Raw genomic sequence first — 20,650 nt, forward strand, 5'->3', positions numbered from 1 at the left:
ATTTGAAACATGAGTGCATACCAGAGAAAAACCCCGTTAAAAAGTGATTGCGCTATAGAAAAGGCATTACATGTTATTTCGGGGAAATGGAAGCCCGCAATACTCAATGAGCTTTTGAAGAGAAATACTAGGCTTAAAGATATTCAAAAAGGCCTTCCCGAAGCTTCAAAAAGAGCATTAACGCAACAGTTAAAGGAAATGATTGATGATGGACTAATTCAAAAAAAGGATTTTAATGAATTTCCTAAACGAACCGAATATTCAATTACTGACTTAGGGACCAAACTTTCTTCAGTTTTTGAAGAACTTTCAAAATTTGGAAATACTTTATAGGGTAAAAATTACCCCTTATTTGATAATTGCTTTAAACAGAATAGCTTTGCTTTTTAATTAAATATATTCAAAATGAATAAAAAAGGAGTGCTTATTCAGGGAAGTTCGAGAAGCAAAGGAAACACTAATATAATTGTATCTTATATTAAAGAAAGGACAGGGTTTGATGTTATAGATTTAAAATCAAAACGCATTAGTGCATATGATTATGAATCAGAAAACATTGATGATGATTTTATTCCTTTAATGAAAGAAATTGTGGACACCTATGATATTATAATTTTTGCTACTCCTGTGTATTGGTATGCTATGAGTGGTGATATGAAAATATTTTTTGACAGAATAACAGACTGCTTGAAAATTGAAAAAGAGATCGGAAGAAAATTGAGAGGAAAAATAATGGGTATGGTAAGCTGTGGTTTTGATGCAGAGCTTAAGAATGGATTCACTATGCCTTTTATAGAATCTGCTAATTATTTAGGTATGCATTATCTTGGGGATATACATACCTGGATAGAGGGGGGAGCAATTTCTGAATCTTTGCAAAAAAAACTTAATAGTTTTATTGAAGAAAAAATAAAAATTATATAAAATTACTTAGTACATTTTTTTATGTATAAGATTATTTAAGATATACTGAATGAATAAAAAAGAATGAAACTAGAAGGTTTGTAGACTATAGCTTTTAAAACATTTACTATTTTATTGAAATTTTAGAAAATAAAACTTTTCTGAATAAGACAAGAGCTAATTACTACTAAAAAAGATAGACTTACTTTTCTTAAAATTTATAACCTTTTTATCTGCGCGTCACGTACTTTTTTGAAAAGGTTAGATGAATATACAAAATCGGTTACAGCTTTGTTATCAGTTTTGAAAATCTGGCTTTTGTCACCTTCCCATTCTAGGTATCCATTTTTAAGGAAAACAATCTTTTCTCCGATTTCCATTACAGAGTTCATATCGTGAGTGTTAATCACAGTAGTGATGTCATATTCTTCTGTGATTTCTTTAATGAGATTATCAATGACAATTGCTGTTCTTGGATCCAGTCCAGAATTAGGTTCGTCACAGAATAGATATTTTGGTCTGGTTACGATAGCTCGAGCTATAGCAACTCGTTTTTGCATCCCTCCACTAATTTCAGAAGGAAGTTTGTTATTTGCATTTTCAAGATTAACTCGATTCAAAACCTCATGAACTCTCTCAAGCATATCATCTTTTTTCTGCTTGGTAAACATCATCAAAGGAAACATTACATTCTCTTCTACTGTCATAGAATCAAATAATGCACTTCCTTGAAAAACCATTCCCATTTGTTCTCTTAAATCTCTTTGTTGTTCTTCGGATAGTTCAGAATATGTGCTGCCATCATAACATATAGCGCCTTGTTCTGGAGTAAAAAGACCAAGTAGACATTTTAAAAAAACAGTTTTTCCACTTCCACTGGTACCAATAATAAGATTGGTTTTACCTCGATCAAAGGTAGTAGTGATTCCTTTTAAGATTTCCTCTCCGTTAAATCCTTTATGTAGGTTTGTAACTTCTATCATTAGCTTAATAATAACTGTGTGAGTACATAATTAGAAATAATAATAACTACTGTAGTCCATACAAAAGCAGAAGTACTTGCTTTACCAACTTCTAATGCACCACCTTTCATGTAGTATCCATGAAATGATGGTATTGTAGCTAGTAAAAAAGAGTATAAAAACGTTTTAATAAATGCATAGACAAGATGATATGGGATGAATTCTTCTCTAAGCCCAGTTAAAAAATCTGATGTAGAAACAAATCCACCATAGACTCCAGCAACATATGCTCCAAATATACCTGTAAACATTGCAATTGCAATAACAAAAGGATAGGTGAGCATAGCAATGATCTTTGGGAAAATTAAGTAATTAAGAGAATTAATACCCATAACCTCAAGTGCATCAATTTGTTCTGTAACTCTCATTGTTCCTATGCTTGAGGTGATAAAAGAACCTACTTTACCGGCCATAATTACAGAAATAAATGTCGGCGCAAATTCGAGGATAACCGATTGTCTTGAAGCAAAAGCAATAAGTTTTTTTGGTATTAAAGGATTTGTAAGATTAAGTGCAGTCTGAATCGCAACAACAGCTCCGATAAAAAATGCAAGAAATACAGTTATACCTAAAGAACCAATAATGAGATCATCGATTTCTTTAAATATTAGATTTCGTATCACAGAACCTTTAGTCATTCGACTAAAAACTCCTTTTAACATTAAAAAATATCGACCAATATCGTCTAAGTAAAACATGCTGCATAATTAGAAAGGCTAAAATAGAAAAAAAAATAGCTACAGCATTTAACCTTCTATTAAAGTTTTACATTTGTACAAATAGTACTTTAGCGACTTAAATTTATAAAGTAATGACAAAGAAAGTATTTCTAATAACATGGTTAGCCTTACTGTGTATTCCTTGTAATTCGCAGGAGAATAAGATTAATAGTTCACCAAAACTTGTTGTTGGTATAGTAGTAGATCAAATGCGATATGATTATATCACAAGGTTTTATGGTAGATTTGGAGAAGATGGATTTAAACGTATGATTCGAGAGGGGTATAATTGTAAGAATAACCATTTTAATTATGTACCTACATATACAGGACCCGGCCATGCTTCTGTTTTTACAGGAACAACACCGCAAAACCATGGTATAATCTCTAATCATTGGTATGATAAGTTTAGTAAAGAGATGGTGTATTGTGCTAGTGATGCTTCAGTTAAGGCAGTAGGTTCAGAGAGTGATATGGAAAGAATGTCGCCTCATCGTATGAAAACCTCCACCGTAACCGATCAAAATAGATTACATACCCAGTTAAAGGGAAAAACTATAGGAATTGCAATAAAAGACAGAGGAGCTATTTTGCCTGCAGGGCATTCTGCTAATGCGGCATATTGGTTTAGAGGGAAGGACGAAGGAAAATGGATCACAAGTACATACTATCGAAATGATTTACCAGGTTGGGTTGAAAAATTTAATAACTCTGGTCAAGCCAAATCTTATTTTAAGGTATGGAATACATTGTATGATATTAAAACATATACCGAAAGTGGTGAGGATCAAAATAAATTTGAAGGAGGGTATAAAGGAAAAGAGACAGCTACATTCCCTTATGACTTGGCTAAATTAAAAGATGAAAATTCTGGATATGATATTTTAAAATCATCTGCATTTGGAAATAGTCTAACGGCTGATTTTGCAATAGCAGCGATTGAGGGAGAAGAATTAGGTGCTGATGAGGTTACAGATTTTCTAACGGTTAGTTTTTCTAGTACAGATTATGTTGGACATAATTTTGGAGTAAATTCAAAAGAAATTCAGGATACATATTTACGATTAGATAAGGATTTGGGACGTTTCTTTACTGCATTAGATACAAAAGTAGGTAAAGGAGAGTATACAGTTTTTTTAACAGCTGATCATGGAGCAGTTCATGTACCTTCTTACTTGCAGTCGGTTAAAATTCCTTCGGGCTATTTTGATAGAGATGCTTTTAAAACCAAAGTGGAGACATTTGTGAAAGAAAAGTTTAAAGTAGACGGATTGATTGAAAATATTTCTAACAATCAAGTGTTTTTTAACTATAAAACATTGTCAAAAAATAATGTTGTGTCAGAAGAATTGCAGAATGCAATAGCTCATTTTGTATTACAAGAAGATCAGATAGACAAAGTTTTTACCAGAAGTCAATTGCAAAATGGAGAGTTTTCTTCTGGTATTGTAGCTTTGGTACAGAAAGGATATAATCAAAAAAGAAGTGGAGATGTGGTTATTGTTTTAGACCCCGCTACGATTTCGTATTCAAAAACCGGTTCTACTCATGGAAGTGGCTTAAATTATGATACCCATGCTCCATTATTATTTTTTGGTCATGGTATTAAAAAGGGGAGCACAACAAGAAAAACACATATACCAGACATCGCTCCAACAATTTCTGCGTTGCTAGGAATTACTTTTCCAAATGGAGCGACTGGAGATGTATTGTCATTTGTTTTAGAATAATTAAATCAATACATACAATCGTAATAGTAAAAGGCTAAATCTTATTATCAATAGGATTTAGCCTTTTAAGTATGTCTTGATTTTTAATCAGAATAACTTCATTTATATTTTTAATTCCTTGAAAACATCAAGAAGTTTGGCATCAGATGGTCTAGGAGCACTGGCACTTACAATTTTACCGTTTGGGTCTATTAAAATGAACCTAGGTATTCCCTGTATCCCATAATCAACAATAAATTGAGAAGACCAATTGTTGTCGGCGAATAATTGAATACCGCCTAACTCTTTTTCTGTAACCATCTTTTTCCAAGCATCGTGTTGTGCTTTTTTATCAATAGATATACTAACGAATTCGATATTTTTATTATGAAATTCTTTTTCTTTTTTTTTAAGATGTGGAATTTCAGCTTTACACGGGCCACACCAGGTTGCCCAAACATCGATATATACGTATTTTCCTTTAAGGTCGTTTAGCGAAGTAGTTCCACCTGCAAAATTTTCATAATTATTAAATACAGGAGACTCATTTCCTTTAACTAATTGCTTTACTTTTTCGAATTGTTGTGTTAATTCACTTTTAAACTCTTCATCATCAGAGGCCGCCATAATCATGTTGTACAATTCAACAGCGTTATCATTCCTAGGAGAGACTTGATAAGCAATATTTTTAATCAAAATATTTCTAATATTTTTACTTTTAATCTTTGATAAGCTTTCCATTTGAGCTTTGTCAAACGGGATGTTATCTGCATCAGCTTTTTCGCTAGAGATTCTGTCAAAGACACTCATTACTAATCGTCTGTATGCTTGAGAAGATTCAAAATCTTTAGAATTATCAATATCAAAACTTGTTAATTCATCAAGGAAGCCTGCGGGAGTCTTATATCCTGTTTTTTTTGTGTAATATGCATGATTTCCTTTAAAATCATTAATCATAGATAGATATTCATAATGATTATCACTGGTTTGGATTGAGACAAATTCGGGGTTTATATTGGTAAACTTTTTCAAAAGTTCATTTTTAGCTTGCTCTTGTTTTAATGCTTCATTTTTGAATTCTTTAGCATCTTTGCTAAATAGATTTTTATATCCTTCAGGTCCTTCAGATAAAAAGCTTTCCTGTAATAAAAGTTTTTCTGCTAAATAGTTGTTTTCGTCTGAGCCAGCCCCTGTATATTTTATACTTTCATCAAATTCTTTAACATCAATTGATAAATTTAATTGATTTCCAAAATCTAAATATATACTAGAACGTTCTTGACCAATTATAAAACCATAAGTACCTTTAGTATCTATTTTTAAGGTGTCAGAAAATGTACCATCTTCTTTAATTACTATAGTTTGACCGAAATTATTACCATCTCCATATATTTTAATTTCATTTTCTACGGCATTCTTTACTGTTCCTGAGAAAAGAACATAATCTACTTTTTCAGTTTTGTTTTCTTTATTGCAAGAAACTAAAAATAGTACACAGCCTAGTGATAGAAGAAAAGATTTGATTTTCATGAGTCTATATTTTGAATGAGTTATGGGTTGAATATAAGAATTTTACAATGTCAATTTCAAAGCGTTAGCTATACTTTAAGATTTAAATAATGCTAGATCAATTTTTTTTTCATCTTTTTCCAGCGCAGATTCCTAATAAACTTTCCTTCAATTGGTGAAACGAGAAATGTTTGCTTTTTCTTTTTAGCTTTAAAATATCCTGCCAAATAATCTTTGATGAGTTTGGGTTGTCCTTTCCGTAACGCTAATTTGACAGAAGCTATTAAAGTAATCAAAAGACCATATCGCATACGGTAAAAAGCTTCTCCTTGTTTATATTTTGATTTTGAGTTATATGTGTTACCGGTAGGCTTTAGATGTTTTACATGTAGTGATGCATCTGTTTTAATTTTCCAATTATGGTATTGAGCTAATAATTCGTCTACGGTATCCCATCCCATTGCGGGTCTAAGACCATTAATGTCTTTAAAACATGCTTTTCGATATGCTTTTAATGCTCCCCGAATATGATCTTTGTTAGTTAAGTTTTCTAATTTCCATTCCTGATTTTTTTGGACGTAACAAAATCCTCCTGCAATTCCTATGCTACTATCTTTTTTAAAAAGTTCTATGATTTGTTCTATATAATTTGAAGGGAAAATCAAGTCAGCATCAAATTTACAAATGATATCATAATCAGTGTCAAGTGTTCTATAGCCTTGATAAAAAGCATTGATTACTTTACTGCCTGGCATATGTTCTTCTGAAGAATTGGTATCGATTAAACTTATGAAATCGTATTGATCAATAAATTTATTTACGATATCTACCGTAGTATCTGTGGAGTTGTCATTAACGATAACTATTTTTTGAGGTAAGACAGATTGTGATACCAAAGACTCAATAGTTTTAGCAATGAATTGTTCTTCGTTATGCGCTGGTATGACAATATATGTTTTCAAGAAATAGTATAAATTTAAATTTATAGAAGAAGCATACTAATTACTTTTGATTCTTTCTGCGTATACAATATAATACCTTGGTGTAAAAAATCGTAAAAGTGGGCGAAATCCAATTTTTTTAATAGGATGTGTCCATTTATCTCTGGCTATGATCTTCCACCCGGCTTTTTCAAGAAGCCAATCAAATTGCCAGTCTTCAAATTCATGATAATGTCGATCCCAAGGGTCGGTCTTACTTCGATAGGCAGGGGAGAACCATAATTTTAAGGGAATGGAGGCTACAAGCTTATCTGCTTTACAATCTCTTAAGACGTTAAATGGGGCGATAAGATGTTCAAAAATTTCAAAGGCCGTTAAGACTTCAACGGTATCAGTCTGGACAGCTTTGGTGTCAATGTCTAAATCTTCACCAGAAGTGTTTGAAACCGTATAGCCTTCCTTTTCCATGAAGTCCACAAAAGGATTTCGAACTCCTAAATCTAAAATAGTAGCGGGAGCAGGGACATTGTCTCTTAAAAATTCTAATGTTTTTTGATATCGTTTGTGAGGAAAAGTTCCTTCGTACATAATAATTAGGTCAATAATTATGATTGTAAAAATAGACAATTACATAGATTACCGAGATAGATCTAAAAGAATTTTATCAATGGATTAAAATTGATATAGGAAAGCATTAATGTTCATACCGGCTCCAACACTGGCGAATAATAAGATATCTCCTTTGAGAATAGATTGATTTTTTATTTTCCCCTTTAGAATCAGGTCATATAGTGTTGGAATTGTAGCAACACTACTATTTCCTAATTTTTGGATACTCATAGGCATAATATGATCAGGGACTTTTTGTTCGTAAAGGCTATAAAACCTTTTTACAATGGCCTCGTCCATCTTTTCATTTGCTTGATGGATAAGTATTTTTTTGACATCAAAGATATTAAAACCTGTCTTGTCAAGACATGCTTTCATTGCATTAGGAACATGGTTTAAGGCAAATTCATATATTTTTCTTCCATGCATCTTGATATATTTATTATGGTCTGAAGAAGTGTTGTTATATGTTTTTCCAAAGAACAAAAAATTACTTTCTTCAAAGGTGTAAGAAGCACTAACGGAAGATATGATCCCTCCCGATTCTTTTGTGTCTTCTAATATTACAGCACCTGATCCATCAGAATAGATCATAGAATCACGATCATGTTTATCGATAACTCGAGATAAAGTTTCTGCTCCAATGATAAGACATTTTTTTGCCATACCACTTTTAATGTATGATCGGGCTTGTATAACACCTTCTATCCACCCAGGACAACCAAAAAGGACATCATAGGCAACACAATATGGGTTTTTTATTTTTAATTTGTGTTTTACTCTTGCGGCGAGACTAGGTACGGCATCGCCTTGTGCAGAATTTTTGGTTACGTCTCCAAAGTTATGGGCTACAATAATATAATCAAGCGTTTCTGGGTTAATTCCAGAATTACCAATAGCTTTTTCGGCAGAAAGAAATGCTAAATCAGAAGTATTTTGTTGAGCAGAGGCATATCTACGCTCTTCAATACCAGTGATTTTTTTGAATTTGTCTATGACTGTAGTAGTGTCATGTTCGATTTGAACGCCGTCATTATTAAAAAACTGATGATTAACAAAATCCTCATTTTTCTCAATTTCACTAGGGATATAGCTTCCCGTGCCCGTTATTTTGATATTCATCGTTCCCAAATTGTATGTTGTACAAGGTAAGGTAAACATATGGGATTACTTTATTATGCGTGCATAATATTTTTTACAACGCCCAAACTTACTTTTGAAGTCAGAAATAAATATAAATTACTCAATTTTCAGTTGCATAACTGTGGCAATAGATAGCGCTCTTGTTTTTATAAGTTCTGCTTTTTCTCCTTCGAAATTAATATCTACTGTGTTACGAAATAGGGATAACCAAGTATCAAAATGAACTTTTTTAATTTTTTTTTGATTGTCTAAGTTTTTATGAATCCGGATTACATTTTTTTTATATCCTCCTGTTCTAAATAATTGTTGTTCCCAAAAATCTGTAATCTGCGGAATATGTTCTTTAAGATTGATTTTTGCGATTTCGGTAAAGTAAATACCTATCATAGGATCAGCAAATGCTTCCTTGTAAAATGTTTCCATTAGAAATATGATATCCTTTCGTGATGTAATATCTTTCATAGAATTTTGAGTTTAATCAAAAAGAGGCAACTATATAGTTGCCTCTTTTATAATTTGTATAGCTTAAATGTTAAGCTTCGGCTTCCATATATTCTTCAATAGGAGTACAGGTGCAAATTAGGTTTCTGTCTCCATAGGCATCATCTACACGTCTTACGGATGGCCAAAATTTATTTTCTGCTATATACGATAATGGATATGCTGCTTGCTCTCTTGAATATGGGAAATCCCAATTATCATCAGTTAACATTGCCAACGTATGAGGAGCATTCTTCATAACATTATTTGTGTTATCTGTAGTGATCTCTGCTATTTCCTGACGAATTGAGATCATTGCGTCACAAAAACGATCTAATTCTGACTTACTTTCACTTTCGGTGGGCTCTATCATCATAGTTCCTGCAACAGGAAAAGAAACTGTTGGGGCATGAAAACCATAATCCATAAGGCGTTTTGCTATGTCTGTTACTTCGATACCATTGGCTTTAAAAGGCCTGCAATCAATAATCATTTCATGAGCAGCTCTTCCTTTTTCGCCTACATAGAGCACACTATAATGGCCATCTAGTCTTTCTTTTATATAATTTGCGTTTAGGATTGCATATTCTGTAGCTTGCTTTAACCCTCCAGCTCCAAGCATGGTTATGTATCCATAAGATATTAAACATGCCAATGCAGATCCCCAGGGAGCTGCAGAAATTGCAGTAATGGCCTGATCTCCTCCAGTACTAATAATTGGATTACCCGGTAAAAAAGGAGCTAGTTGTTTGGCAACGCAAATTGGTCCAACTCCGGGGCCACCTCCACCGTGAGGTATTGCAAATGTTTTATGTAAATTAAGATGACATACATCGGCTCCAATAGCCCCGGGGTTGGTTAAACCAACCTGGGCATTCATATTAGCTCCGTCCATATATACTTGACCGCCATTATCATGGATAATTTTAGTAATCTCTTTGATTGCTGACTCATATACACCATGAGTTGAAGGATAAGTTACCATTAAAGCAGCAAGGTTATCCTTATGTTTTAAGGCTTTTTCTCTAAGATCCTCTACATCAATATTTCCTTCTTCGGTAGCTTTGGTAACAATTACTTTCATTCCCGCCATTACGGCTGATGCAGGGTTAGTTCCATGTGCAGAAGAAGGAATTAAGCATATGTTACGATGATGATCACCTCTCGATTCATGATAAGCACGAATGACCATTAAACCAGCAAACTCTCCTTGTGCACCAGAGTTAGGCTGCAAAGATGTAGCTGCAAAACCAGTAATCTCTGTAAGTTGATCCTCAAGTTTATTTAATACCTCTTGATATCCAATAGCTTGATTTATAGGAGCAAAAGGATGAATGTTACCCCATTGTGGATCACTGAGTGGCAACATTTCTGAGGCAGCGTTGAGTTTCATGGTACAAGAACCTAACGGAATCATAGAATGATTTAAAGAAAGATCTTTACGTTCTAGTTTTTTGATATAACGCATCAATTCTGTTTCAGAATGATAAGCGTTAAATACTTCGTTTGTTAAGAATTCGGTATTACGTTTTAAGTTTTGATCAATAGAATTTATATCTTCTATTTGTTCTATCTTATCAATAGTCTTACTATTAGTTACTTGTGCAAAAATTTTGATAATTGTATTTACATCTTCAATCGTCGTAGCCTCATTAAGAGAGATAGAGACTGTATTTGCGTCTGGATAGAAAAAATTAACTTCAAGGGTTTCGGCAGCTTTTCTAACTACGTTAGCATCTGCTTTTATACGTATAGTATCAAAATATGTTGCGTTAAGTTGTTCAAATCCTAAATTTTCTAGAGATTTAGCTAAAGTATTGACAGTTGCATTAACTTTTGAAGCAATATAGGTCAACCCTTCTGGACCATGATATACTCCATACATTCCAGCCATAACAGCAAGTAGTACTTGAGCTGTACAAATGTTTGAGGTAGCTTTATCTCGTTTGATATGTTGTTCTCTGGTCTGTAATGCCATTCGCAACGCTCGATTTCCATTTAAGTCCTGTGTAACTCCAATGATTCTACCGGGGATATTTCTTTTAAATGCTTCTCTTGTAGCAAAGAATCCAGCGTGTGGTCCACCATATCCTAAAGGAATTCCAAAACGTTGTGTAGTCCCTACTACAACATCAGCATCAAAACTTCCTGGTGATTTGAGCATTACTAAACTTAAAATATCTGCAGCAACCGCTACTTTAATTTCAGATTGATGTGCTTTTTGCACAAAATCGGCATAATCATAGACTTGTCCAGATTTACCCGGATATTGCACAATAGCACCATAGAAATCAGTAGAGAAATCAAAGTGTTGATGATCACCTATTACTAATTCTATACCTAAAGGAATTGCTCTTGTCTTTAATAAAGAAAGTGTTTGAGGAAGTATTTCTTCGGAAACAAAAAATTTATTAACCTCATTTTTTTTCTGTGCTCTAGAGCGAACTGCAAATAACATTGTCATGGCTTCTGCTGCTGCCGTACTCTCATCTAGTAATGATGCATTAGCCAATTCCATACCGGTAAGATCACAGATCATGGTTTGATAATTTAACAATGCTTCTAATCTACCTTGAGCAATTTCTGCTTGATATGGAGTATAAGCTGTATACCACCCTGGATTCTCAAGGATATTACGTTGAATAACTGCAGGTAAACATGCTTCATGATATCCTAAGCCTATATATGTTTTAAAGACTTTATTTTTTGCAGAAAGCTTTTGCATATGTGCGGAATATTCTTGTTCACTCATAGCAGAAGCAAGATTGAGTGGGTTTTTTAGAAGAATATCATCAGGAACAGTTTCATAGATAAGTTGATCCATAGAATCAACCTTTATTGTATTTAACATATTGCCTAAATCCTTTTCTGATGGACCAATATGGCGCAGTTTAAAAGAGTCAGTTTTCATAGCGAAAAAAACAGTTGAGATTAAGACCGCAAAAATACATATTTAAACCATAAAAATTTCACAATAAATTAACCATAAGGTATCAAGTTTTTAACCAATTTCGGGGTGTTATTAACACATACCCCTAAATTTATAACGTGAAAACCTTAAAAAGTATATTTAGATTTTACATCCATGGTAGTATACATGTTGCTTTAGCAAGTGTTTCTTTGGTTCAGATTACTTTAATGAAATATGGTATTTCGAGTGCATACATGTTTCTTTTCTTTAGCTTTTTTGGGTCTGTTACTGCTTATAATTTTGTGAAATATTCTAATGCATCCAAATTGTATCACAAAAGATTAACAAAATCAATGAAGGGGATTCGTGTATTAACGATTCTGAGTAGTTTGTTATTCACATATCTGGCATTTAAATTTTCTATCGAAATTCTTTTGTATATGATCCCACTTATTGCACTTACAGTGCTTTATATTGTACCTGTTTTTCCAAATAAGAAAAACTTGAGGAATGTTGCGGGGGTGAAAATTTTCATTATTGGTTTAATTTGGGCGGGTACTACTGTTATGATTCCTGTAGTTTTTGCAAAAGGGAGTTTTAATTTGGATTTTTGGATAGAGATGGTACAGCGTTTTCTTTTTATCATAGTAATGATGTTACCTTTTGAAATAAGAGATCTTCAATATGACGAGGCCACTTTGGAAACGGTACCACAGAAAATCGGAATAACAAGAACAAAAGTTTTTGGGAGTATATTACTAGTCGTTTTTTTGTTGCTAACGGCTACAAAGGGAGGATTGCTTCCCTCTGTAGAGATTTTAAGTACAATCTTAGTAACTACAATTAGTTTATTGTTTTTATGGGGAACAGAGAAAAAACAATCAGAATATTATTGTTCTTTTTGGGTAGAAAGTGTTCCTATTATGTGGTTGGGTATAGTAATCCTTCTACAGAATTTATTTGGTTAATTGTTCCTGTAGTTTTTGTTTCATAACTTCCTTGTCAGTAGAAGGTATTGACTGAATATTAGATTTATCCATTGCCTTAGTAAGCTTTCCATTCCTCTTTGAATATGCTCTCGTCATTTTACAATACATCAACCTAATATTAAGTTTGATAAGTTCTATGAATGTAGCTTCACCATACTGGTTTTTATCACAGATATACTTCGCTTCTTCACAGGATACAAATAGTCTAGTAGTTTTTTCCATTATACTATTATCGTAATTCTTTTATTTTGGGGTATTATATTTATGTATATGTCTTATGTTATTCAGACATTTTTTGTTTTAGTCTTTCTTTCATCGATTCTTTTTCTGATCGATTAATACTGATGACTTTTGGATCTTTTACTAATTTTGTTAATTTCATGTTTTTTGCAGTATATTTTCTGCATGCTCTACAATATATCAAGTGTATATTAAGTTTTACTTTTTCCCAAAAAGTAGCCTCTTTATACTGATTCTTATCACAGAAGTGATTTGCTTCTGAGCAACTGACTAAAATTCCCTTTTCTTTACTCATTTTTTATTAAAACCAATTTTTTTCTAAACATTCGGCCATTGCCGTACGGGCTCTATGAATGATAACCCATAGGTTAGACGCAGTAATATCAAATTCATTACAAATAGCTTCTGTATCGAAACCTTGTATTGTTTTCATTTTAAAAATAATGGATTGTTTTTCGGGTAGTTTTTCCATACAGTTATGTATTGCTAAACCCAATTCATCATTTTCTATTTCGCTTTCTGCATTACCGTCAAAAGGATCAGCAACTCTCTCTTCTAACCAATCACCTTCAGTTTCAGAATCAGTGCTATAATTAATTCTTACCTCTGCTTTACCTTTATTACTATTAATTTTTCTGTAATGATCAATGATTTTTCTTTTCAGGATGGAAATCAGCCAAGTACGTTCACTAGCTTCTCCTTTGAAATTTTTCATGGATTTAAGCCCGGCAAAGAACGTTTCTTGCACTAGATCTTGTGCGATTTCTTTATCATCAACTCTGACAATGGTATAGTTAAACAGATAATCACTGTACTTATCCACCCATGTGTTGGGGTCTATGGTGTTTGTTGACATGGTCTTTTCTATTGTTATGATCACCAAAAATAGGATAAAAAGTTGAATCTTATAAATGCTTTACCGAAAGAATACTCTATACGAATATTTATTTAATCTATACTAAATAAAGATCTTAGTCTTATTTTTTAGATTTCCTTACGTTCTAAGTGTAATTTTATTGATCTATTACGCGATAATAAGAATTTTGTAAGATGATTTTTTATGGCAATACTGTTTAGAATTCTTCCCAGAAAACCTAAAGGGACTTTATATTCTATTATGTCAATCATCTTTGTGCCTGATGAGGTTGTATTAAAAATATGCTGATGCCTAAAACTTTTAAAATGCCCATTAACCATTTGGTCTGTAAAGTGATTGGGGTAGTTATAGGCTGTGATTAAACTTTGATGTTTAAGATAGAAACCAAAATGTTTGCCTTTCCATGTAACGGTTTCATTTAATTCTATTAATCCAGAAATTCTTCCAGAAATTGCTTTTTCTTTTGTTTTGCTGGCAGATTCTACATGAAAATCTATACTTCTTGCCAAGTCAAACACTTTTTCAATAGGAGCATTTATTTTAGTAGTAAGGTGTATTGTTGTCATAAATAGTATTATGTAAGAGAAATTAAAGCGAGTTCGAGATCTGGATATAAAAACTGAAAACCATTATCTATAAGTTTTGAAGGAATTACATTTCTACTTTTGAGTATAAGTTCTGTATCTGTCCTTATAATTCGGGCTCCCAGTTCTAGTATTGGTTTTGGGATCGGAATTGCGATAGGGTTTTTTACAATTTTATTAAGTGTATTCATGAAGACCAAGTTAGTTGATGGTTTGGGAGCTACAATATTGATTACATCTTTAATATGTGAATTGTTTATTATAAACTCTACACTTCTTGCAAAGTCTACTTCGTGTATCCAGCTCAGTTTTTGATCCCCAGGACCTTGTTTTCCTCCTAAACCGATTTTTGTCAATCTTAGAATTGGGGGGAAAGCTCCTCCTTTTTTACCTAAAACAATAGAGGTTCGTAGTGCAATTTTTCTGGTCTTAAGAGTTTGTTGATTAAAAAAAGTTTTTTCCCATGATGTAGCGACATCAACAGAGAATCCACTACCAATTTCTCCGTCGGTTTCATTCATTTCTTTATCCAAAGAATGTCGATAGATGGTAGCCGTAGACGAATTTAACCAAGTTTTAGGTGGGTTTTTACACTTATTGACAGCTTCTCCTAAGATAGCGGTTGATGCTACTCTCGAGTTTAGAATGAGGTCTTTATTTTTTTGAGTGTATCTACAATCTACTGATTTGCCAGTCATATTAATAAGAACATCAGCATTTTCTAGTGTTATTGCCCAGTCTCCAATAGTTTTGGCATCCCAATGCACAAATCGAATATTATTTTCTGTGTTACTTTTTCCACGGGTTAAAATTATAATGGTTTCTGCTTTTGATTTAAAATACCTTACCAGTACTTCTCCAAGGAAACCTGTTCCAGCTGCGATTACTATTTTTTTCATTTCTTTTCTAATTTTATTTTTCTGCAGTGATTAGGTAATACCCAAAACTTCTCATGTGCAAGCCAGAGAGTAATGCGAATAAAGACCCTTTAAGGTTTTTCCAGCTTTGTGGTTTTAATGATTCTTTTCTAAAAAGTTTTTTGAACATAAAACCAGTGATAGCAAAAGGTACATGAAGTACAGAGGGAGCTACTCTTGCAGAAACATCTTCTATAACTATATTCTTGAAACCAATCTGTTCTAAAGTAAGCTTTATTTTATCCATACTTCCTAAGCCTTCTAGACTCCATCCTTTACAAAGTTGTTCATAACAATAGTTGCTTCCGACACATAAGTCTTCTTCATCTTTTTTTAAGAATGCATCTGCAATAACGAGTTTAGCACCTGGTTTTAATATTCGATATGCTTCTTTGAAAGCTGCTGCACTATGTCCAGAATGACAAAAGCTCTCTATAGCATAAGCACCATTTACGCTATTAGTTTTAAAAGATGTACGCGTATAGTTTTCTTCAAGAATCAATCCGTTCATATTCTGTAATCTTTTGTTTCCCTCACTAACCTGAAAAGGAGATACTGTTACACCAATGATACGTAGTAGAGGATATTTTCTAAGTGCATATCGCATAGCCCCACCGATTCCGCAACCCAGGTCAGCAATTAGTGCGTTTTGTTTTGAAACTTGTAAACGATCAAATACCTGCCCATTCATCTCGTTTAGCATAGTATCTCTTTTGAAAATACTGGTTTTAAACGGGATATAATACCCAAAATGCATATTGAAATCTTTACTCCAGAATTCATAATCCTCGGTTGCTTCATCATAAAACCTGATTATTTTTTCTTTGGTAGCGGATCTTTTGAGTTTTAGTTTATGTAATATGGTAAGTGTACTCATAACATTGCTATTTAACAGAGTGAAAAAAATACTCTTTGATTAGAACTAATTAATTTATAATCGAACTTCTGGACCTTGAGGCCTGGATACCTGAGATGACATTGCCATTCTTTTATTTGCTTTTTTTCTTCCTCTGAAAAATAAAAAGAGATTAAGGAATAACATGATGCCCAAATAAATGGAGAAACCTCCTATTTTAGAGCTTAAAACCTCGACTAGGTTTTGGTAGGTATTCTGAAATTGATAGGCATTAATTTTAAGGATTAGTAGAGCCCAGCCAATGTTTAAGAGATAAAAACCAACCTCAAATAATCGATTTGTAGCCAAAGCAATATCTTCTTTACCTTTAAAAATATCAATCATAAATGTTTTTCCGTTTTTGAATAGTGTTTTTGAAACGAAATAGGTTAGAATGATTGTAATAGGTAGATAAATCATATATCCGATAAAAATCTTAGAAGTTTCCATAAGTGTTGTATTTATAGTTTTTTACTAGTTTTAATAAATTTTGTAATCCAAAACAGATTGAAATAATGTAATGAAGCCAAAGCACATATAATGATGGCGGTATGATATGATATAATTTCTAGCATTTGAGGTAGATTGAGTATAGTTGACCAATTGGATAAAGTAACTACTGCGTATCCAATATTTAATAGATAATACCCCGTTAAAAGTAAATTGTTGATTCGTATACCATATTCTATATCATCGGGAATAAGATTAGAAATAAAAATATTTCCATTACGATGACAGATAGAACCCACTTTAATAATAATGATTAAAGTTATGAGTAAATAAATACTATATGCGATTAAGTTTAGGTTCATAGTTTTAATTGTGATTAAAAAAACCAATACAATTGTGAATAGTTAATAAGCTGTATACCAGGGTAAAAAGAATAAATAGACCATTCATAAAGTATCCGCCAATTTTAAATATTTGCTTTTTCGGGATTTCATACATGGGATAATAAGCTATTTGAGTAGCTACTTTTCCAACCCAGTACGCTGCTATTAATCCCGTTAAAGCAATTGCAAGGGGTGATTGTTCTTTTAAGTATGATGGGATCAGAATTGCAATTAATCCAAAGGAAAAATTAAGCCCCTGTATGTATCTTCCGTAAGTTTTTGCTATTTCTTGATTAAGGGGCTTTAGTTGTTTTACATCATTATACCAATCAAACACTCTATGCCTGATATAAGGGTAGATTAATGCGGTAAATATTTGGCCGATTCCTCCTATGACTATTAACCAGATTGGGATATTGAATTTCATATTTCGATTATTTTAAAGTTTCAGAAAAAACTGAAAGTATAATTGAAAATAAAAAGGAGTCTCCTCCTTCTTACTTTAGAATATTATTTTTATTTAATTAATTTTACCAATGCTTTTGTAATCCAATTATGATCCTGACCAACCACCTTATTCATCATAATGTCAAGGGTGTCTGCCATTTCGTGCAATGCTTTGGTTTGCTTTATTAATTCTTTTGTTTTGGCGGTGCCATCTTCATCAATATTCGAAACATCTTTTAAAATCTTGATGGTTGGTTTTAATTCTCTTCTACTTCTTTCTTTAGCAATTTGTCTTGCCAACTCTTGTACATCCTTCTCAGAAGTGAAATATTCTTTTCGTTCTCCCATTTTGTTTTCTTTGAAAACAATTCCCCAATCCATTAATTGGCGTAAATTCATGCTTGTATTCCCTCTGGAAATCTTTAATTCTTCCATGATATCTTCCATGGACATCGGTTCTGGTGAAACTAATAATAAGGCGTGTATTTGTGCCATGGCTTTATTAATTCCCCATAAAGATCCTAGAGATCCCCAAGTAGAGATAAATTTGTTTTTTGCTTCATCATAATTCATAGTACAAATATATAAAAAATTCTAAACTTTCAAAAAATATTGAAAGATATTTATGTTTATAATGAAAATTCACTTAAGCTTAAGTGTATACAGTTATTATTTTGCGGGGATACCATTTTTGTTAAAGGTTGATTTTGTGTAAGTTATAAGTCTAACACAAACTCATATAATAATGAAAAAATTTAATCGAATTATTTCAACACTTTTGCTATGCTTTTTTATGATGCATAGTTTTGGTCAAGAGGCAAGCAACATGTTTTTTGCTACAATGCAAACCAAAGATGCCCAAGGGCTCAAAATTAATCATCCAGAGGACATTAAAATCATTGATTCTGCTAATGGATATAGTGCAGTAATGCTTAGTCCTAATGCTGCAGAAGAATTACATCACAAAGTATTAGTTCATGGTCCCGGGTTTATTTATGAGACCTCAGAAAAGGCTGCACTTCAATCTATCCAAAACATTAATAAAAGAGAGGTTCAGAAGATGAGCACCAATTTTTCTATTACACAAGATGCTTTGGTACGGCAAAGTCTTGATTTGGTGAATAATGTTAATATTGCTAATCAGATTCAGGAGCTGGAGAATTATGGTACACGGTATCATACAACAAATAGTGCTCGTCAGGCTGTTTTGGATTTAAAAACAAAATGGGAAGGTCTCGCGCAAGGAAGAAGCGATGTTTCTGTACGCATTGTAAACCATAATAGTACAGCAATGCCATCTGTTATAATGACAATAACCGGAACGGAGGAGCCAGGTGAATTTGTCATCATTGGAGGGCATATTGATTCTACAACAAGAAATAATAATAATTCAAATGCTCCGGGAGCTGATGATAATGCTTCTGGGATATCAACTATTACAGAGGCAGCCAGAGTATTATTTGCAATGGACTTTAAGCCTAAACGCACTGTAGAATTTATGGCTTTTGCAGCAGAAGAAGTGGGACTTAGAGGATCCAAAGAAATTGCAGAAGATTATAAAAGTCGAAATGTAAATGTAGTAAGTTATATGCAATTAGATATGACTAATTATAAAGGCTCGACCAATGATGTATATGTTTCTACAGATTCATATAATGATGATACCTTGAATGATTTTCTTATCCAGTTAATGAATTATTATAATGCTTCAGGAACTCATAAAATTACTTATGGTACATCACAATGTAATTATGGCTGTTCTGATCATTATAGTTGGGCACAGCAAGGGTACGATGTAACTTTTCCATTTGAAGCGACATTTAACGAGAGTAATCCAAATATCCATACAACACGAGATACGTTTGATAGATCTCCCACACCTAATGCAACACATGCGGCTAAATTTGCAAAGTTAGCTTTAGAATACCTGATCGAAATATCTAATGGAGTAACCACAGGAGGTGGGGGAGGTAGCCAATGTACATCTAATATTACTGCATTTCCATATCAACAAGGATTCGAAGGTACTATTGGAGCCTGGTCACAATCAACTTCAGATAACTTAAATTGGACTATAGATTCAAATGGAACTCCTTCTAATGGAACAGGACCAAGCAGTGCGATAGAAGGGACTTCATATATTTATGTAGAAGCTTCAGGAAATGGAACAGGATTTCCTAATAAGAGAGCAATACTTACTTCTCCATGTTTTGATTTCTCGGGACTATCAACAGCTACGCTAAGTTTTCAATATCATATGCTAGGTAGTGCAGTAGGAAGTTTATCTGTAGAAGCTAGTACTGATAGCGGGACTACATGGACAAGTATTTTTAGTAAATCAGGGTCACAAGGAAGCAACTGGAATATAGCAACAGTTAATCTTGATGCATATACTGGAGGTGAAGTACAATTAAGGTTTAATGCGTTAACTGGTAATAGTTGGCAAGGAGATATTGTTATTGATGATATAAAGATGTCTGAAACCTCTGGAGGAGGGAATACAGATATTTGTGCCGGGGTCGCTCCATATAACTCCTCTGTTAGCTATCAACCTGGGGATCAAGTAACGTATCAGGGTAGTTTATATGAAAGAACCAATACAGGTTGGAATCGTATTGGTGAATGTGGACCATCTGCAAGAAGTTCAACAACGACAAAACTTATAGGTGATACTGCATTACTTGAGCTTTTTCCCAATCCGGTAGATGGGGAATATGTCACGGTTACTGTCAATAATGATTTATGGAAATCAGGTAGTATTCTTGTTGTGGATATTAAGGGTAATATTTTACAAGAGTTGAAGCTTCAGAACAAAATTACTCAGATCAATACCTCTAAGTTTTCTTCAGGAATTTATTTTTTGACACTTTTTAATGGAGCAAAGAGTTATACTAAACAAATGATAAAGAAATAATGTAACTA

General features: G+C 33.0%; 23 protein-coding genes. 5 read left to right on the plus strand and 18 right to left on the minus strand.

Annotation, left to right across the window (positions count from 1 at the left end):
• Nucleotides 1–9: 9 nt before the first annotated feature.
• Complete coding sequence (locus FOF46_RS02095) at nucleotides 10–333, plus strand: winged helix-turn-helix transcriptional regulator (protein ID WP_143915315.1); 324 nt, start codon at nucleotides 10–12, stop codon at nucleotides 331–333.
• Between the two features lie 72 nt (nucleotides 334–405).
• Nucleotides 406–924, plus strand: coding sequence for a flavodoxin family protein (locus FOF46_RS02100; protein WP_143915316.1), 519 nt, complete (start codon nucleotides 406–408; stop codon nucleotides 922–924).
• A 197-nt stretch (nucleotides 925–1,121) separates the two neighbouring features.
• Here FOF46_RS02100 and FOF46_RS02105 read toward each other — a convergent pair whose 3' ends face one another.
• Together FOF46_RS02105 and FOF46_RS02110 are read right to left on the minus strand one after the other, a co-directional pair.
• Entirely contained in the window at nucleotides 1,122–1,886 is a 765-nt protein-coding gene (locus tag FOF46_RS02105) for an ABC transporter ATP-binding protein (protein ID WP_143915317.1), read from the minus strand.
• Nucleotides 1,886–2,623, minus strand: a complete 738-nt coding sequence (locus tag FOF46_RS02110; protein ID WP_109435228.1) for an MlaE family ABC transporter permease — start codon at nucleotides 2,621–2,623, stop codon at nucleotides 1,886–1,888. Before FOF46_RS02110 ends, FOF46_RS02105 begins: the two co-directional genes overlap by 1 nt.
• 113 nt (nucleotides 2,624–2,736) lie before the next feature.
• On the opposite strand from FOF46_RS02110, the gene pafA reads away from it, so the two are divergent.
• The gene (gene pafA, locus FOF46_RS02115) at nucleotides 2,737–4,374 is read left to right on the plus strand and encodes an alkaline phosphatase PafA (protein ID WP_143915318.1); all 1,638 of its coding nucleotides are present in this window, start codon (nucleotides 2,737–2,739) and stop codon (nucleotides 4,372–4,374) included.
• 102 nt (nucleotides 4,375–4,476) lie between these two features.
• Here the strand turns inward: pafA and FOF46_RS02120 are convergent, their stop codons facing one another.
• From FOF46_RS02120 to gcvP, 6 genes are all read right to left on the minus strand, one after another.
• The gene (locus FOF46_RS02120; protein WP_143915319.1) at nucleotides 4,477–5,883 is read right to left on the minus strand and encodes a TlpA family protein disulfide reductase; all 1,407 of its coding nucleotides are present in this window, start codon (nucleotides 5,881–5,883) and stop codon (nucleotides 4,477–4,479) included.
• Nucleotides 5,884–5,975: 92 nt separating this feature from the next.
• Nucleotides 5,976–6,824, minus strand: a complete 849-nt coding sequence (locus tag FOF46_RS02125; RefSeq protein WP_143915320.1) for a glycosyltransferase family 2 protein — start codon at nucleotides 6,822–6,824, stop codon at nucleotides 5,976–5,978.
• Between the two features lie 36 nt (nucleotides 6,825–6,860).
• Nucleotides 6,861–7,391: a methyltransferase gene (locus tag FOF46_RS02130; protein WP_109435224.1), complete on the minus strand. Its 531-nt coding sequence runs from the start codon at nucleotides 7,389–7,391 to the stop codon at nucleotides 6,861–6,863.
• 84 nt (nucleotides 7,392–7,475) lie between these two features.
• Nucleotides 7,476–8,534 (minus strand): 3-oxoacyl-ACP synthase III family protein, encoded by a 1,059-nt coding sequence (locus FOF46_RS02135; protein WP_109435223.1) that lies wholly within the window; start codon nucleotides 8,532–8,534, stop codon nucleotides 7,476–7,478.
• Between the two features lie 117 nt (nucleotides 8,535–8,651).
• Complete coding sequence (locus FOF46_RS02140; protein ID WP_143915321.1) at nucleotides 8,652–9,017, minus strand: group III truncated hemoglobin; 366 nt, start codon at nucleotides 9,015–9,017, stop codon at nucleotides 8,652–8,654.
• Nucleotides 9,018–9,087: 70 nt separating this feature from the next.
• Nucleotides 9,088–11,946, minus strand: a complete 2,859-nt coding sequence (gene gcvP / locus FOF46_RS02145) for an aminomethyl-transferring glycine dehydrogenase (RefSeq protein WP_109435221.1) — start codon at nucleotides 11,944–11,946, stop codon at nucleotides 9,088–9,090.
• 137 nt (nucleotides 11,947–12,083) lie between these two features.
• Here gcvP and FOF46_RS02150 point away from each other — a divergent pair, with 137 nt between their 5' ends.
• A complete protein-coding gene (locus FOF46_RS02150; protein WP_143915322.1) occupies nucleotides 12,084–12,914 on the plus strand; it encodes a UbiA prenyltransferase family protein in 831 nt (276 codons plus the stop codon).
• Here the strand turns inward: FOF46_RS02150 and FOF46_RS02155 are convergent.
• The 10 genes from FOF46_RS02155 to FOF46_RS02200 all read right to left on the minus strand — a co-directional run bounded on the left by FOF46_RS02155 (nucleotide 12,903) and on the right by FOF46_RS02200 (nucleotide 18,301).
• Nucleotides 12,903–13,157: a hypothetical protein gene (locus tag FOF46_RS02155; RefSeq protein WP_109435219.1), complete on the minus strand. Its 255-nt coding sequence runs from the start codon at nucleotides 13,155–13,157 to the stop codon at nucleotides 12,903–12,905. The two genes, FOF46_RS02150 and FOF46_RS02155, sit on opposite strands and share 12 nt — an antisense overlap.
• Before the next feature lie 58 nt (nucleotides 13,158–13,215).
• On the minus strand, nucleotides 13,216–13,470 hold the full coding sequence (locus FOF46_RS02160) for a hypothetical protein (protein ID WP_109435218.1): 255 nt from the start codon (nucleotides 13,468–13,470) through the stop codon (nucleotides 13,216–13,218).
• Nucleotides 13,471–13,476: 6 nt separating this feature from the next.
• Nucleotides 13,477–14,031: a sigma-70 family RNA polymerase sigma factor gene (locus FOF46_RS02165; protein ID WP_109435217.1), complete on the minus strand. Its 555-nt coding sequence runs from the start codon at nucleotides 14,029–14,031 to the stop codon at nucleotides 13,477–13,479.
• A 128-nt stretch (nucleotides 14,032–14,159) separates the two neighbouring features.
• The gene (locus FOF46_RS02170; RefSeq protein WP_143915323.1) at nucleotides 14,160–14,618 is read right to left on the minus strand and encodes an SRPBCC family protein; all 459 of its coding nucleotides are present in this window, start codon (nucleotides 14,616–14,618) and stop codon (nucleotides 14,160–14,162) included.
• 8 nt (nucleotides 14,619–14,626) lie between these two features.
• Nucleotides 14,627–15,535, minus strand: a complete 909-nt coding sequence (locus tag FOF46_RS02175) for a TIGR01777 family oxidoreductase (RefSeq protein ID WP_143915324.1) — start codon at nucleotides 15,533–15,535, stop codon at nucleotides 14,627–14,629.
• A gap of 13 nt (nucleotides 15,536–15,548) precedes the next feature.
• A complete protein-coding gene (locus FOF46_RS02180) occupies nucleotides 15,549–16,430 on the minus strand; it encodes a methyltransferase domain-containing protein (RefSeq protein ID WP_143915325.1) in 882 nt (293 codons plus the stop codon).
• Between the two features lie 54 nt (nucleotides 16,431–16,484).
• Nucleotides 16,485–16,898, minus strand: a complete 414-nt coding sequence (locus tag FOF46_RS02185) for a hypothetical protein (protein WP_109435213.1) — start codon at nucleotides 16,896–16,898, stop codon at nucleotides 16,485–16,487.
• Nucleotides 16,899–16,909: 11 nt separating this feature from the next.
• Nucleotides 16,910–17,260: a hypothetical protein gene (locus FOF46_RS02190; protein ID WP_109435212.1), complete on the minus strand. Its 351-nt coding sequence runs from the start codon at nucleotides 17,258–17,260 to the stop codon at nucleotides 16,910–16,912.
• Nucleotides 17,261–17,264: 4 nt separating this feature from the next.
• Nucleotides 17,265–17,708 carry a hypothetical protein gene (locus FOF46_RS02195; protein WP_143915326.1) on the minus strand — a complete coding sequence of 148 codons (444 nt, stop codon included), beginning with the start codon at nucleotides 17,706–17,708 and terminating at the stop codon, nucleotides 17,265–17,267.
• An 89-nt stretch (nucleotides 17,709–17,797) separates the two neighbouring features.
• Entirely contained in the window at nucleotides 17,798–18,301 is a 504-nt protein-coding gene (locus FOF46_RS02200; protein WP_109435210.1) for a GbsR/MarR family transcriptional regulator, read from the minus strand.
• Nucleotides 18,302–18,473: 172 nt separating this feature from the next.
• Here FOF46_RS02200 and FOF46_RS02205 point away from each other — a divergent pair, with 172 nt between their 5' ends.
• Nucleotides 18,474–20,642 (plus strand): M20/M25/M40 family metallo-hydrolase, encoded by a 2,169-nt coding sequence (locus FOF46_RS02205; protein WP_143915327.1) that lies wholly within the window; start codon nucleotides 18,474–18,476, stop codon nucleotides 20,640–20,642.
• Nucleotides 20,643–20,650: the final 8 nt, after the last annotated feature.

It is taken from the genome of Aquimarina algiphila, from assembly GCF_007489275.1.
In the GTDB taxonomy this organism is placed as follows: Bacteria; Bacteroidota; Bacteroidia; order Flavobacteriales; family Flavobacteriaceae; genus Aquimarina; species Aquimarina algiphila.

Coding starts and splice junctions, on each gene's coding strand:
- FOF46_RS02110 (WP_109435228.1), bottom strand. CDS start 2,623: ATGTTTTACTTAGACGATATTGGTCGATATTTTTTAATGTTAAAAGGA.
- gcvP (WP_109435221.1), bottom strand. CDS start 11,946: ATGAAAACTGACTCTTTTAAACTGCGCCATATTGGTCCATCAGAAAAG.
- FOF46_RS02180 (WP_143915325.1), bottom strand. CDS start 16,430: ATGAGTACACTTACCATATTACATAAACTAAAACTCAAAAGATCCGCT.
- FOF46_RS02185 (WP_109435213.1), bottom strand. CDS start 16,898: ATGGAAACTTCTAAGATTTTTATCGGATATATGATTTATCTACCTATT.
- FOF46_RS02165 (WP_109435217.1), bottom strand. CDS start 14,031: ATGTCAACAAACACCATAGACCCCAACACATGGGTGGATAAGTACAGT.
- FOF46_RS02105 (WP_143915317.1), bottom strand. CDS start 1,886: ATGATAGAAGTTACAAACCTACATAAAGGATTTAACGGAGAGGAAATC.
- FOF46_RS02130 (WP_109435224.1), bottom strand. CDS start 7,391: ATGTACGAAGGAACTTTTCCTCACAAACGATATCAAAAAACATTAGAA.
- FOF46_RS02200 (WP_109435210.1), bottom strand. CDS start 18,301: ATGAATTATGATGAAGCAAAAAACAAATTTATCTCTACTTGGGGATCT.
- FOF46_RS02155 (WP_109435219.1), bottom strand. CDS start 13,157: ATGGAAAAAACTACTAGACTATTTGTATCCTGTGAAGAAGCGAAGTAT.
- FOF46_RS02120 (WP_143915319.1), bottom strand. CDS start 5,883: ATGAAAATCAAATCTTTTCTTCTATCACTAGGCTGTGTACTATTTTTA.
- FOF46_RS02205 (WP_143915327.1), top strand. CDS start 18,474: ATGAAAAAATTTAATCGAATTATTTCAACACTTTTGCTATGCTTTTTT.
- FOF46_RS02095 (WP_143915315.1), top strand. CDS start 10: ATGAGTGCATACCAGAGAAAAACCCCGTTAAAAAGTGATTGCGCTATA.
- FOF46_RS02190 (WP_109435212.1), bottom strand. CDS start 17,260: ATGAACCTAAACTTAATCGCATATAGTATTTATTTACTCATAACTTTA.
- FOF46_RS02135 (WP_109435223.1), bottom strand. CDS start 8,534: ATGAATATCAAAATAACGGGCACGGGAAGCTATATCCCTAGTGAAATT.
- FOF46_RS02100 (WP_143915316.1), top strand. CDS start 406: ATGAATAAAAAAGGAGTGCTTATTCAGGGAAGTTCGAGAAGCAAAGGA.
- FOF46_RS02140 (WP_143915321.1), bottom strand. CDS start 9,017: ATGAAAGATATTACATCACGAAAGGATATCATATTTCTAATGGAAACA.
- FOF46_RS02195 (WP_143915326.1), bottom strand. CDS start 17,708: ATGAAATTCAATATCCCAATCTGGTTAATAGTCATAGGAGGAATCGGC.
- FOF46_RS02170 (WP_143915323.1), bottom strand. CDS start 14,618: ATGACAACAATACACCTTACTACTAAAATAAATGCTCCTATTGAAAAA.
- FOF46_RS02175 (WP_143915324.1), bottom strand. CDS start 15,535: ATGAAAAAAATAGTAATCGCAGCTGGAACAGGTTTCCTTGGAGAAGTA.
- pafA (WP_143915318.1), top strand. CDS start 2,737: ATGACAAAGAAAGTATTTCTAATAACATGGTTAGCCTTACTGTGTATT.
- FOF46_RS02160 (WP_109435218.1), bottom strand. CDS start 13,470: ATGAGTAAAGAAAAGGGAATTTTAGTCAGTTGCTCAGAAGCAAATCAC.